The organism is Dyella nitratireducens (assembly GCF_014642835.1).
GTDB lineage: Bacteria > Pseudomonadota > Gammaproteobacteria > Xanthomonadales > Rhodanobacteraceae > Dyella_B > Dyella_B nitratireducens.
The window spans coordinates 2,243,900-2,258,639 of the sequence record NZ_BMJA01000001.1 but is presented as its reverse complement, the minus strand read 5'-3'; the positions used below and the strand labels follow the sequence as shown (position 1 = coordinate 2,258,639).

At 61.4% G+C, this 14,740-nt stretch carries 5 protein-coding genes; all 5 read right to left on the bottom strand.

What is annotated here, in order from left to right; genetic code table 11:
- From IEX75_RS10335 to IEX75_RS10315, 5 genes are read right to left on the bottom strand one after another with little or no spacing between them, the layout of a single operon-like run.
- Positions 1-2,115: a site-2 protease family protein gene (locus IEX75_RS10335; RefSeq protein ID WP_188794118.1), complete on the bottom strand. Its 2,115-nt coding sequence runs from the start codon at positions 2,113-2,115 to the stop codon at positions 1-3.
- Positions 2,116-2,119: 4 nt separating this feature from the next.
- Positions 2,120-3,451, bottom strand: a complete 1,332-nt coding sequence (locus tag IEX75_RS10330; protein ID WP_188794117.1) for an efflux RND transporter periplasmic adaptor subunit — start codon at positions 3,449-3,451, stop codon at positions 2,120-2,122.
- Positions 3,452-3,500: 49 nt separating this feature from the next.
- Positions 3,501-4,256, bottom strand: a complete 756-nt coding sequence (locus IEX75_RS10325) for an efflux RND transporter periplasmic adaptor subunit (protein WP_188794116.1) — start codon at positions 4,254-4,256, stop codon at positions 3,501-3,503.
- Positions 4,253-5,794, bottom strand: coding sequence for a TolC family protein (locus IEX75_RS10320; protein WP_229720731.1), 1,542 nt, complete (start codon positions 5,792-5,794; stop codon positions 4,253-4,255). The genes IEX75_RS10325 and IEX75_RS10320 overlap by 4 nt, the downstream gene beginning before the upstream one ends.
- 27 nt (positions 5,795-5,821) lie before the next feature.
- Positions 5,822-14,173 carry a DUF4347 domain-containing protein gene (locus IEX75_RS10315; protein WP_188794115.1) on the bottom strand — a complete coding sequence of 2,784 codons (8,352 nt, stop codon included), beginning with the start codon at positions 14,171-14,173 and terminating at the stop codon, positions 5,822-5,824.
- Between the last annotated feature and the right edge of the window lie 567 nt (positions 14,174-14,740).

Here is a 14,740-nt window from a genome sequence, read left to right as displayed (position 1 = left end):
TCATCCACCTGCTTCCCGCTCCACCACCGCCACCAGTCGCATCAGCATGCGCCATGCATAACTTTCACGAGCATGTCCTAGCTTCGCTGTTCCAACCATCTGCCGGCTGAGCGATGTCCGCTCCCGGCAGTTGCCGATACGGACACGATAAGTTGCAACCACCGGTACCAGCTGATGCGTAGCCGGCTGCTTCTCGGCCGGTATCGGGCCACCGTAAGGTGTGCCGGTCGCAGGTTCATCGAGTGTGGCAAGGTTGACGCGATCTACGGCCGTCACTTGGCAATGCAGGGTGCCTATTTCCGGGACGGACGCCAAAAAGCGGGCAGAATCGCCCGCAGCAACATGACCGATACCTTCTTCATCGACAAAGGCCTCGCCTTTAATGCCTGTGGGGCCAATCACGTCGAACAGATGTTCGCCACGCGGCAACCAGGTACCGCTGGCGAGTCCTTCGCCATCTGTCTGCACGGTGCCGGCGAAGGGAGCGCGCAAGGTGAGTTGCTGCGTTTGACGTTCCAATCCTGCCACTGTTTCGCGCGCCGCCTCCCAACGCTTACGAAGAGCGACTCCTTCTTCCAGCAATTGCTGGTCAAATGATTGCTGTTCAACTTGCCAATGCAAAAGTGCTTCGTCCGCGCGCGCCACTTTCAAGCGATATTCGAGGTCGGGTGAGACGAGCACAGCAAGTACGTCGCCCGCATGAACATGCGCACCGTCGCGCGGTAAGGCGGTGTCGGCCGACACGTAACCTGCTTCCGGCGCGTAGAGACCTTGCGCTCGCAACGGACCAAGCACAGCGGGCGCCCCCACGCCGTTGTGCCAGGGCAGGACCAGCCAGCCCAGCAGAAACGTACCGAGCATCACACTGCGCACCGTCTGCTTGCGCCAGCGGAGTTCGTCGCGCCTACGCCAGCACGCGGCGACTTCTCCCACCATGGGCCGTACGATGAACCAGCCAAATTCGACGGCAAACAACAGCATGCCCAAGGCTTTGAAGAAGGTGTGATAAACAATCAGTGCGATCGATAAGAACACCACAAGCCGGTACAACCAAGTCACATAGGTGAAGCCGATCAAAAAGCGGCGACGACCAGGTGTGCAGGGTTCGGGTTGCGGATCGCCGAAGCCGAACAACCATTCGCGCATCCACCAGCGGCCGAACGCGAAGGCTCGATCATGCAGGTTCGGCATGCCCAGCCAGTCGGACAACAAAAAGTAGCCGTCGAAACGCATAAAGGGGCTGGCGTTGATCGTCACCGTGCTGATCCACGTCGTGGTGGCGAGCAGGAATGCTGCAGCACTAAGCGGACCGTCAGGCAGCAGGCTCCAGGCGAGCGTGGCGAAAGCGGCTAGCGCGAGTTCGGCCAGTATGCCGGCCGCGCCGATGTGCAGGCGTGCGCTGCGGCTGGGTACCTTCCATGCCTCGGTGGTGTCGGTATAAAGCATCGGCACCATGACCAGCACCGCAATGCCCATGGTCGGCACGCGGCAGCCATAACGGTAGGCGGTAAAGGCATGGCCAAATTCGTGCAGCACCTTGGCGAACGCAAGGGTCAGGCCGATCGCGAGCAATCCATGCCAATCGGCGTATGCGCGGAAGGTATGCACGAACGAATCCCAGCGCCGCGAAACCAGCGCCAAACCAATCAGGGCGCAGATACCCACGACGGTCCAGAACGCCGGCTTGTAGACGAATTCCACATGACGTGCACAGCGGCGCAGAAACGGCATCGGATGCCACAAAGGAATGCGAATCAGCAAATAGTGCTTGAGCAGCCACATCGCGTGCGTCATTCGGCTTGCTTCGGCCACGGCGCGCAAGTGCTCGGTGCTGTCGGCACTTGCCGACACAAACAGGTTTGCGCGCTGAAGCAAGCGCAGCAGCGCTTCGAAATCGTCCAGGCTCACCGTCAATGTCGTTTCGTCGTTGACCGCATCGACAATTTTGTGCGCGTCATCCAACGTCCAGCGGGAGAGCATTTCGAAGGCCGGCCAGCCCAGCTGGTAGAACTGATTGGCCGCCGGATCGTGCAACATCCAGGTCGGTGAGCCGTCAGGCGCCGCTGCACCACGCGTCAAACTCAGTTCCTGGCGTAATGAAGGCAGTTGTGCCATTGCCTTACCAACCCAGCCACTGCCGCACGGTGGCCAAGGGTCTGCGCAGCAGGTAGTACGCCAGCGGCACCCAACGGCCATGGACGCGTGCGGTGCCCATCACGCCCAGTACGGGGCGTGCATTGCTGGTGAAGCTGGCCTTGATGCGATAGGCAAGCACACCATCGGGCGTAGGTTCGGCGCGATACGCGATCGTGTCGATGCGCGCGTCGTAGCTGACCAGGGGCGAGCTTTTTGGATAGAGCGTCATCGTGGCACCCGGCTTCACATCCACGTTTTCCGCAACGGGCAAGTAAGCGGTCAATTCCACGTGGGAAGGGTCGGCCAGCAACATGACTTTCTCGCCCACCGACACGGCGCGGCCGATCCAGTCGTTGGGATCGGCGAATACCGCCACGCCATCACGCGATGCGGTAACGTGCAGGCGCGCAAGCTGTGCTGCCGCGTAGTCGAGTTCCACGGCACTTTCATCGAGCTTGCCCTTCTTCAAGGCCATGTCGAGGCGGTTCTTGTCGTCCGTGACGGCCAATTGCGCGGTCTGCCGGTATTCCTCCTGCGCCGCCGCGTAATTCTTGCGCGCCAGCGCATCGCGCGAAGCCAGTGTCGTCGCATCGAGTGAAAACAGCGGAGCGCCCACCGCGACGTGCTGATTTGGCTGCACGTTGAGTTGGTCAATCACGCCATCCAGCGGTGAGCGCACCACGAATGGGTCTTTTGCCGTGACTTCGGCCGGGGCAAGCACGCTCATCGGCACGGGCGCCAGGCAGGCCATTGCCAGCGCAATGAGTACGCGGCGCCGTAGCTTGCCCTGCCGTAACGCCCCTGTCACGCGTGCAAGCGCTGAAGCCTGCGGCTCGAATGCATGCAACGCATGCGCCCATACTTGCGCCAGCTCGGCAAGCAGGATCTTTTCGGTCGGATTGAATGGCTCTTCGCGAGCGAACACGATAGCGCTCTGCATGCGCTTGCGCGTATCGATCAGCGGCAACCACAACGCATGCGCCGGCCACCATGACGCCCAATCCGCTGCAAGTTCCACAGGCAGATCCGATACGGTAAAAGCATGCGGCTGTGCTTGCGTGTTATCTGCCGCATCCTGCGGCACCTGCTGGCGTGCAAGCGCGCGGCTGACCGAAGTCAGCCACTGCACGTAGGGTGCGCCCGGATCGCATTGCGGCAATCCTGATACGGCGGCGATGGCGCCTGGCAGTGCACCTCCGGCACGCCACCATGCTGCCTGCCGATACGGTATCAACGACTGCGTTTCATTGACGATGGTGAAGCCCAGCGCTGCCTGGTTGCCCGCCTCGCGGGCGCGCGCCGAAAGCTGCCACATCAGGGCAAGCCGGGGCGCGTCAATGTGAACGTTTTGAGTCACGACACTGTTACGGTTTAGCGAATGTGGCCCAGCCACTCATGCCAGGCAGAAGTTCGGGAACCTCGCCGGTCAGCGCGGCCGTAACGTCTACCGTTTGCGTGACGGGATCCACGCGCGCGCCGATCCGTGCAACGCGTGCGTCATAAGTCTTGCCAACTTCATCGACTTGTACGGTCAACGGGCGCCCTGGCTTCATCCAGGCCAGCCATTTCGAAGGCACGATCATCTTCAATTCCAGGTGGCTGGTATCGACGATGGTCAGCAGCGGTTTGCCTGCCTCCACGAATTGATCGGGTGCGGCCGTGCGCTTGACCACACGGCCGGAGAACGGCGCACTGATCACGCAGTTGTGTACGGTGGCCTGCATGTAGGCCACTTCGGCAGCGCTGCCTTTGGCCTTGCCGCGTGCCTGTGCCACTTCCAGCTCGCCGACCGAGTGGAACTGGGCCAGCTTGGCATCGGCCTGCAGCAGCTCCTGTGCGGCTTCTGATTCGGCCTGCGCCTTGTGCAATTGTGCGTCGTAGAGTGCGCAGTCGATCGAAACCAGCGTTTGCCCGACGTGGAACGCATCGCCGTCGCGAAATGGCAGCGTGGCGATCTTCCCGGCTATCTCGCTGGATAGCTCTACCTCATCGCGTGAAACCAATTGGACGCGGATGCGTCCGTCATCGGCTGCCGGGTGTGGTTGATCTGCCGCGTTACTCTGATGCGTCGGCCACATCGCCAAGACGATGTAGCCAAAAGCGATACTGCGCAACTTCATGATTTGTTGCCGCCTCCCTGGGCGAGGGTGTCCCAATGCTTTTGCTCCTGATCGATCGCCTGCTCCAATGCAGCCAAGTCGTGCGACTTCACGGCATCGGGTACCGGATCCAGGCCAAGCGTGGCAAGCAATTGTCCATAGGCGCTTTCAAGTTCACCGTAGCTCTGATACAGGCGCAACTCCGCCATCATCGCGCCGGCTGCCGCCCGGATCTCGTTGAGCTTGCCGACCGCATTCGCATTGGCCGCGTTGCGCGTATGTTCGAGGATCTGTTGATCCACGTCATTCATCTGCTTGAGCAGCTCGAACTGACGGCGCTTGGCAGCCAGGTCGGTGCGCGCTACATGCACCTGCGTCAGCACTGCCATCGCCAATGCCTCGCGCTGGACGCGCGCAACGTCAAGCTGGGCCTTGGCCTCGCCTCGGATGTTCTTCACGTTCAGCACATTTAAGAGATTCCAGCTCACGCTCAGCCCGGCATCACGCCAGGTATGGAAGGCGAGAAAACTGTTGCTGTCGTAATGCTCACCCAACTCCACCTGGATGCCCGGCAACAGTTTGGCCATCGCCTCGTGCGTTTCATTGACGCCGATGCGCTCGTTGTAGCCTGCTTCGAGCAGCTCCGGACGACGCTCCAAAGCGGTGGTTTCCATCTGCGCGACGGGCATGTCGAATTGCGGTTCGTCGAAACCGGCCGGCGGCGCAAGCGTGAATTCCTTACCAGGATCGAGGTTCATCAGCGAAGCAAGCCTAGGCTTGGCCTCTTCGAGCTGGTCGCGTACCAGTTCCAACTGTCGCATGAGGTCGAGCAGTTCATGCTGGTAATTGAGTGTATCCAGCGGCGAGGCCAGTTGTGCCTGTTGCTCGCGCTTGGAATCGTCAAGCGCTGACTGCGCCGCGCCGAGCAGCGGGCCAATGCGGTCATGAATGCGCTCGGCGCCCGCTGCTTCCCAGTACGCCTCGCGTACTTGCTGCATCAGCAATTGCACCACCTTGCGGCGGCGCTGCTGTACCACCAGCACACGATCGGCCTGCTCTTTCGCCTCATAGTAACTCACGCCGAAATCGAGCAAGTTCCAGGAGAACGAGAGGTCCGCAGTATGCATGTCCTTGTCGGTGGAATACGACGGCGGTACCGTGGTTTCGCTTGGATTGTTGAGCAGCACCGAGCGCGAAGCCAGCTCGTGATTGCGCGCGGTGTAGCCGGCTGCCGCCGTCAATTTCGGCAGCAGATCGAAGTTGGAAAGATCCAGTTGCCGTTGCGCGAGCGCCTCCTCCATCATCTTCTGCCGCTGGTCGAGGTTGAAGCGGATCGCCCGCGCCAGTGCCTCGTCGAGCGTGATTGGACCATTCACCGGATCCTGCTGGCTGAACATCTCGGTGCGCTCGGTTGCCGCCATGTGCGCGCGTTCAGCGTCCGTGAACGGTTTTGGATGAATGGCGCAACCGGATAGCAACACCACCGTCGACAATGCAAGCATCAGCGGAGTGCGGCGAAGCCAGGTACCGGTACGCGCAGCGGGAAAAGGCGAATTCACGTTGATATCCCCTATTCTATGATCGTGTCAAGTGTGCGTGGCAGACATCGAAGAGCGCACTGCGGGCGTCGAATCTTCATGCTGCATGGGTACAGAACGAACGACATGGAAGCTGCGCCGCTCGCGTTCGAACTGCTCACTCAGCGAGGGCTTTGTGGCAATAGTTGGTACATGCTGCGTACCGCGATGAAGCTTGGCGTGAGACGTGTGGCCATTGCCGAAATCGAGCACGATTTCGCGATACGACTGATGTCCTTCTTGGTCACGCATGGCCACGAGCAGGCGCAATTCGCGTGGCCCGTGTCCGCGTGCTGGCGCATGGCCTTGCAACTGGCCGGTGGCCGCGTCGTAGTGCGCCCAACTTGGCAGCGCGCGACCATTGGCCTGTGTCACGGCAACGATTCTCGCGTTTTCGCTCACCCATGGGGTAAGCGCCAGCGCGAACCTGGCTCCCGGCGCAGCAGCTTGATGTTCGGTAACAACCGGCACGTTGAATGGCGCGACGATTGACTTGGGCAACGCCATTGGCTGCGCCTTGACCTGCGTCTCGCCCAGCACGTCAGGACGGCTGTTTTGTTGCGCGCTTGGGGCAGTGAAAGTTGCCGTATGGAAAAGCAGCGTGGGTTGACCTGGTACGAGTTCTGGTGCGAGTGCATCCAGCACGACAGGTTCGCTCGCCAAAACATCCACCGTCTCTGCTGTCGTCGGTGCAACGGGTAGCACAGGCGGCTCAGCCGGCACAGAGGTCACGCCCTTGAAGCCCGCGTTGACAGTGATTGCGCGCGTCGCGGCAGCACTATCTACCGTGCCGTCGTTTACCACAAAGGCGATGGTCCGGTTGCCAGCAGCAGCCGTGAGCGACGTATCCGTATACGCTACCGAGGCCAGCGCAGCTTGCCATTGCGCCAGCGTGGCCGTATCGCCAGCAGACGTGAGCGTCAATATACCCGTCGACACATCGTATGAGCCGATGATGTTGCCCGTGGACGTGCTGTTGTTGACGAACAACAAGCGGTCCTCACCGCGGTGGAAACCGGAGACGATGGATACGGTGGCGCTTGCAAGCGTGGCGTTGTCACGGTCGGAGACGGTAATGCCAGGATCAATCAACACCGGCGCGGTATGCCCGATGCCGCCGAAGACCGCAGTGCCGCTGGAAGTCGTGACGACAGGTGTCTGGTCGACGTCGGTGACCGTCACCGAGCGCATCGCTGCAAGGCTGGTCTTGACGCCATCGTTGATGGTGAAGCTGATCGTGCGCGTGGCGTTGTTCGGCGTGATGGCGGTATCGGTATAGGTGATCGACTTCAGCGCTGCCTGCCATTGCGCCAATGTCGCCGTAGCACCCGAGGATGTAAGCGTGAGCACGCCGCTCGCCGCATCGTACGACGCGGTGATGTTGCCCATCGTGGCGCCGTCGTTAGCGAATGCGAGTACGTCTTCACCGGCGTGGAAGTTGCCGGTAATAGCCACCGTAGCTGAAGCCAGCGTGGTGTTGTCCCGGTCCGACAGCGTGATGCCGGTATCGATCTGCACTGGTGTCGATACGGTGTTGTCGCCAGCGGTGAATGAGGCGCTTCCGCCCGACGTCGTAATGATGGGTGTTTGATCGGTATCGGTAACCGTGACCGACCGTATCGCCGCGGCACTGCTCTTCACACCATCATTGACAGCAAAGCTGATCGTCCGCGTGGCGTTGTTCGGCGTGATGGCGGTATCGGTATAGGTGATCGAATCCAGCGCCGACTGCCACTGCGACAGTGTCGCCGTAGCACCGGAGGAAGTAAGCGTGAGTACCCCGGTCGCCGCGTCGTACGACGCGCTGATGTTGCCCATCGTCGCGCCGTCGTTGGTAAATGCGAGTACGTCCTCGCCGCTGTGGAAATTGCCGGTAATGGCCACGGTGGCCGACGCCAGCGTGGTGTTGTCGCGGTCCGACAGCGTGATGCCGGTATCGATCAACACTGGTGTCGAGACCGTGTTATCGCCGGCTACAAACGAAACGCTTCCAACCGAAGTCGTGATGATGGGCGTCTGGTCCGTATCGGTGACAGTGACCGCGCGCGTCGACGCGGCACTGTTCTCCACACCATCGTTGACAGTAAAACTGATCGTGCGCGCAGCATTGTTCGGCGTGATGGCCGTATCGGTATAGGTAATCGAAGCCAGCGCTGCTTGCCACTGCGCGACCGTTGCCGTCGCGCCGGACGAGGTAAGCGTGAGCACGCCAGTCGCCGGATCGTACGACGCGGTGATGTTGCCCATCGTCGCGCTGTCATTGGTGAACGCCAGCACGTCTTCGCCGCTGTGGAAATTGCCGGTGATGGCCACGGTGGCCGACGCCAGCGTGGTGTTGTCGCGATCGGACACGGTGATGCCGCCATCGATCACCACGGGTGTCGACACGGTATTGTCACCCGCCACAAATGCCGCCGAGCCACCCGAAGTCGCTACGATCGGCGTCTGGTCCGTATCGGCCACTGTAACCGTGCGCGTGGCTGTATTGCTCGTTACAGCGCCTGCATCTACCACGGTGAAGCTGATCGTGCGCGTCGCCGTATTCGGCGTGATGGCAGTATCCGTGTAGGTGACCGAGTCGAGTGCGCTTTGCCATTGCGTGAGCGTGGCTGTGGCACCCGCCGAGGTCAGTGTCAGCACGCCCGTGGCTGCATTGTACGAAGCACTGATGTTGCCCATCGTCGTGCCGTCATTGATGAACGCCAGCACGTCCTCACTGGCGTGGAAGTTGCCCGTAACCGCGACGGTGGCGGTGGCCAGCGTCGATGCCCCACCGTCCGTAATGATCAGGCCCGAATCGATTGCTACCGGCGTCGAGGTCGTGTTGTCGCCGGCCACGAATGAGGCGGAACCGGCATCTGTCGTAACCACCGGTGGCGCGAGCACATCCACTGTATCGGTGGCCGCGGCGCTCGTCTTGATGCCGTCATTGGTCGTGAAAGCGATCGTCCTGTCGCCAGGCGTCGCCGTCGTGCTCGCTGAGAACGTTACGGCGGAAAGTGCATTAGCCCACTGCACATCAGAGGCCACGGCACCCGACGAGGTCAGCGTCAACACGCCAGTCGCCGAGTTGTACGAACCGATGATATTGCCGAAGGTGGCCGAGCTGGTATTCGTGAAGCTAAGCGTATCGCCATTGTGGAAGCCCGAGGTAATCGAGACGTTGCCCACTGATTGCGTGCTGTTATCGCTGTCACTGACCGAGATACCGCTGTCGATCGTCGTGGCCGACGTACCGCCTACGTAGTTTGTGGTTCCACCCGTGGTCGTCACGATTGGCGTCTGGTCGGTATCAGTGACCGTGACCGTGCGCGTAGCCGTGTTGCTCAGAAAGGCGCCGGTGTCGATAGCTTGGAAGCTGATGGTGCGCGTAGCGTTGTTGGGCGTGATGGCCGTGTCGGTGTACGTCACCGCATCGAGCGCCGCCTGCCACTGCGCAAGCGTCGCCGATGTGCCGGAAGACGTCAGCAACAGCACGCCTGTTGCCGCGTTGTAGGACGCCGCAATGTTGCCGAACGTCGCCGAACTCGTGTTCGTGAACGCGAGCACGTCCTCGCCACTCCGGAAGTTGCCGGTGATCGCAACGGTAGCCGAAGCCAATGTCGGCGACGTGCCGTCCGTCAGGCTCAATCCCGAATCGATGACGACGGGCATGGACGTCACATTGTCGCCCGCCACGAACGCAGCCGAACCCGAATCGGTCACGATGGTAGGCGGACCAAGCAATGCCACCGTATCCGTCCCCACCGCGCTGTTTTTGATGCCATCGTTGACAGTGAACGAAATCGTGCGATTGCCCGGCGTCGCGCTCGAGCTGGCCGAGAATGTCACCGCACTCAAGGCCTGGGACCATTGCGCGTCGGTAGCCGTGGCACCGGAGGAGGTCAGCGTCAATACCCCCGTTCCCGCATCGTATGAAGCAACGATGTTACCGAACGTCATTGAGCTCGTGTTGACGAACGTCAGCGTGTCGCCGCTGTGGAAACCGGACGAGATCGAGACCGTCCCGGTCGATTGCGTCGTATTGTCGAGATCGCTGACCAAAATGTTGCCATCGATCGTCGCAGCGGAAGTGCCCCCTACGTAATTCGTCGTATCACCTGTCGTCGTTACGATCGGCGTTTGATCGGTGTCGGTGACCGTCACCGTGCGCGTGGCCGTGGCGCTCGTGTTGCCTGCCCCATCGACCGAGGTGAAGCTGATCGTGCGCGTCGCATTGTTCGGCGTGACGGCCGTGTCGGTGTACGTCACCGATTGCAGCGCGCTCTGCCATTGCGCCAGCGTCGCCGTCGCGCCGGAAGAAGTCAGTGTCAACACGCCCGTCGCGGCGTTATACGACTGGACGGCGATGTTGCCCATCGTCGAACCGTCGTTCGTGAAGGCGAGCACGTCCTCGCCACTATGGAAGTTGCCCGTGATCGCGACCGTTGTCGTGCCCAGTGTCGCCGCACTGCCGTCGGTCACCGTCACACCCCCGTCGATTACCACGGGCGTCGACGCCGTGTTGTCGCCCGCCACGAACGCGGCCGAACCCGAATCGGTCGTGATCGTCGGCGGCGCCGTGATATTGACCGCGTCGGTCACAGCGGTGCTCGTCTTCGTGCCGTCGCTTGTCGCGAAGGAAATCGTGCGGTTGCCGTAGGTGGTGCTCGTGCTGGAGAACGTCACCGATGACAACGCGCTGGCCCACTGCGCGTCGGTCGCCGTCGCTCCTGATGATGTCAGCGTCAGCACGCCCGTGGCCGCGTTGTACGAGGCCGCGATGTTACCCATCGTCGAGCCATTGTTGGTGAAACTGAGCGTATCGCCGCTATGAAACCCTCCGCTGATCGATACCGTGCCCGACGATTGCGTCGTATTGTCCAGATCGCTGACCGAGATGCCGCCGTCGATCGTCACCGGAGATGACGCACCCACGTAGCTCGTCGTGCCGCCTGTCGTCGTTACGATCGGCGTTTGATCGGTGTCGGTGACCGTCACCGTGCGCGTGGCCGTGGCGCTCGTGTTGCCTGCCCCATCGACCGAGGTGAAGCTGATCGTGCGCGTCGCATTGTTCGGCGTGACGGCCGTGTCGGTGTACGTCACCGATTGCAGCGCGCTCTGCCATTGCGCCAGCGTCGCCGTCGCGCCGGAAGAAGTCAGTGTCAACACGCCCGTCGCGGCGTTATACGACTGGACGGCGATGTTGCCCATCGTCGAACCGTCGTTCGTGAAGGCGAGCACATCCTCGCCGCTATGGAAGTTACCCGTGATCGCAACGGTCGTCGTGCCCAGCGTCGTTGCGCTGCCATCGGTCACCGTCATGCCCGAATCGATCACTACCGGCGTCGACGCCGTGTTATCGCCCGCCACGAATGCAGCCGAACCCGAATCGGTCGTGATCACCGGCGGCGCGGTGATCGTGACCGTGTCAGTCGCCGCCACGCTCGTCTTCGTGCCGTCGCTCGTCGCGAACGAAATCGTGCGATTGCCGTACGTCGTGCTCGTGCTTGAGAACATCACCGAGCGAAGCGCGCTATCCCACTGCGCAAGGGTTGCCGTCGCACCGGATGACGCCAGTGTCAGCACCCCTGTGGCCGCGTTGTACGAGCCCGAGATGTTGCCCATCGTCGCGCCGTCGTTCGTGAAGTTCAGCGTATCGCCGCTATGGAACCCTCCGGTGATCGATACCGTCCCCGATGCCTGCGTCGTATTGTCCAGATCGCTGACCACGATACCGCTATCGATCGTCACGGCCGATGTTGCGCCCACATAACTCGTCGTGCCGCCCGTTGTCGTCACGATCGGCGTTTGATCCGTGTCTGTCACGGTCACCGTGCGCGTAGTCGTGGCACTCGTATTGCCCAGACTGTCCGTCGCCGCGAAGCTGACCGTACGCGTCGCGTTGTTCGGGGTAACCGCCGTGTCGGTGTAAGTCACCGCTTGCAGCGCGCTTTGCCATTGCGCGACCGTCGCGGTCGAACCGGCCGACGTCAGTGTCAGCACGCCTGTCGCGGAGCTGTACGACGCGGCGATATTGCCGAACGTCGCAGCGTTCGTGTTCGTGAACGCGAGCCGGTCTTGTCCGCTCGCAAAGCCGCCCGTGATCGCGACTGTCGCCGACGAGAGCGTACCGGTTGCAGCATCGATCAATGTCAGGCCCGAGTCGACCGCAACAGGGGTGGAGGTCGCGTTGTCTCCCGCCACGAACGCGGCCGAGCCCGAATCCATCGTGATCTGAATGGGATTCGCGACATTGACCATGTCGGTCGCCGCCGCGCTCGTTTTCGTGCCGTCGTTCGTCGTGAACGAAATCGTGCGATTGCCGAGCGTCGTGCTCGTGCTCGAAAACGCGACGGCATCCAGGGCGTGTTGCCACTGCGCATCGGTGGCCGTGGCGCCGGAAGAGGTCAGCGTCAGCACCCCCGTCGCCGCGTTGTACGAGCCCGAGATGTTGCCCATCGTCGAGCCGTCGTTCGTGAAGTTCAGCGTGTCGCCGCTATGGAACCCCCCGGTGACCGATACCGTCCCCGACGATTGCGTTGTATTGTCGAGATCGCTGACGGTGACGCCGCTATCGATCGTCACGCTCGATCCGCCCGTGTAGTACGTCGCCGTATGCCCCGTCGTCGTGACGATCGGCGTTTGATCCGTCGCCGTAACAGTCACGTTTTTCGTCACCGTATTACTGGACGAGAAATAGGCATCGCTCGTCAACTCAAAGCTGATCGTGCGCGTTGCCGTATTCGGCGACACTGTCGTATCCGTGTAGGTCACTGCACGGAACGCGTTCTGCCATTGAGCGATAGTGGCGGTGCCGCTCGTCGACGTCAGGGTCAACACACCGGTCCCGCTGCTGTAAGAGGCGCTGATATCGCCGTAGATCGCGGAATTGGTATTTACGAACGCCAGCGAGTCCTGGCCGCTCGCGAAATTGCTGGTGATACTGACCGTGCCCTGCTTCGCAGTGGTCGCATCGCCATCGCTCAAGGTGATTCCGCTGTCGATCACAACGGGCGTGGAGGCGACGTTGTCAGCTTCGACAAAGGACGTGCTGCCGCCGCTGGCCGTCATGGTCGGCGGCGACGACAGATCGACATAGGCGAAGTTGTTGAATGTCGGCGACAGGAAAAATCCGTCCGTCTCGACAAATTTCAGACTGGTAATGCCGGAAAACCCTGCGTTGCTCGAAAGGTCCACATGACTCGTGGAACCGTTGATGGCAACTGATGCGACGACGCTACCGGACGCATTGAGTCCCTCGATCGTCACCGCTCCACCGAATGTGTCGACATCGAAACTCTGGACAGCCATCTTGTCGCCGTTTGTCAACGTCATCGTCATCGACGTCAATTGCGTACCCTGCACATTGCCGAACAGCACCCCATCGGTCGGACCCGTGCTCAACGGCGGCGTGCCGCCTTGATTGACAGTTGTACTGTCAACGGCAAACTCGACAGGCTGATCCATCGTGTACGTGAAGCCATCGAGCGAAAACGACGTAACTCCCGTTGCGCCGCCTGGCGTAACGTAGCCCAGTTGGCTGTCATACGTTTCATCCGTCACCGCCAACAATGCGCCATATTGCTGCTCGGCCGCAGTTGAAAAGATCACCTGCGTATGTACGGCGCCCGCATCGTATTCGAGCACCCAATCGCCGCCCAGCGCCGCCGCACCTGTCGCATCGGTCGACGCCGCCACGTTCAATCCGGAAATCGAGGCGATCTGCTGCACGAACGCCTTGCCGTCCGCGTTTTCGGCGACGTCACAACCGTAAATCAGAAAATCACCGCCGGGCTTCATGGCCGCGCCGATCTGCGCAAGCTCGGCGCTATGCGCCGACAGGTCACCTTCGGTGAGCCACGTGTCGCCGACCTGAAATTCGCCGTCCGCCCCGTGCGAGATGAGGTGGATTGCGCTCACGTCGTGGTGCTGTTGCAGGTACTGGGCGATCTGCTGAAGACCATCGGTATCGGCGTTCAGTACCACATAGCGTGTGCCTGCCGGCAGTCCCGTGATCAACTGTTGATAGTTGGCCACGTTGGAGTTGATGAAAACCACTTGGCCGGCCTGGGGGCTACTGGTCATATCGCGGTTCGCCTGGGCCAGGCTACGTGCAGGCGTGCTGGCGTGCGCTTGGGTTGCGCCGTCGCTCCCCACTGCCGCGGCCAGTTCGGTCGCGTGCACGATCTGGGGCCGAATGCCAGCGATGTGCGCGTTGACTTCGACATGGTGCTGCGCCATGCCGGCCGCGGCGACCGATGCGTCATAAACAATGCGAGGCTCAAGCACCATCAGCAAGGGCGCCGGCGCAACCGCCGTTGAAGTGCTGCGCTGGTCGCGCATACCGAGCCGCTTGAGAAATTCCAGAGCCTTCTTCATAACGACAACTCTCCAATAGCGGCGCACCGCACGGGGCGCACATGCGACGCAGCAGCTTTTGTGAGCGGCTGTTCGCTAGCGAATACAGGGTGGCGTAGAACACGGCGGGACAACGCAGTAGGGGTCCGGCACGCGGCATGGACCGACTCACCGCACCGGCCATTCGATGTTTTCGAAAAAATCATTTGGCCTGTGCCGACGGCCAGTACTGCATAAGTAAGAACGCGCGCCACATCTCCCCCTGATGTCGCTGTGGTCTGTGTTGCAGCCTTATGCGCCGACTCCGGTTCACGGCCGGACGCCTAACGCAATGCCATACCCTGCTGCTCCCCTTGCCGGCCTCTACCCATCCGGCACATCCATTTGTGAACACCCACCTGAACCTACGCGCTCCACACCCCGGTGCGCAACGGTGCTCTGACACAGCTTACCGCTCCCCGGACGAGCTTGCGTGAAGCTTGCAGGCCGGAAATTTACCCAACCACCGCAGACAGCGCAATCAAGATTTATGCCACGCTAAATTTCCCTTCGCCCGTAAAGGCACACGCCAAGGCGGACTTCAAAGCT

What these genes read in the sequence shown, in the direction of transcription:
- IEX75_RS10335 (WP_188794118.1), bottom strand. Translation starts at nt 2,115, where the DNA reads ATGGCACAACTGCCTTCATTACGCCAGGAACTGAGTTTGACGCGTGGT.
- IEX75_RS10330 (WP_188794117.1), bottom strand. Translation starts at nt 3,451, where the DNA reads ATGTGGCAGCTTTCGGCGCGCGCCCGCGAGGCGGGCAACCAGGCAGCG.
- IEX75_RS10325 (WP_188794116.1), bottom strand. Translation starts at nt 4,256, where the DNA reads ATGAAGTTGCGCAGTATCGCTTTTGGCTACATCGTCTTGGCGATGTGG.
- IEX75_RS10315 (WP_188794115.1), bottom strand. Translation starts at nt 14,173, where the DNA reads ATGAAGAAGGCTCTGGAATTTCTCAAGCGGCTCGGTATGCGCGACCAG.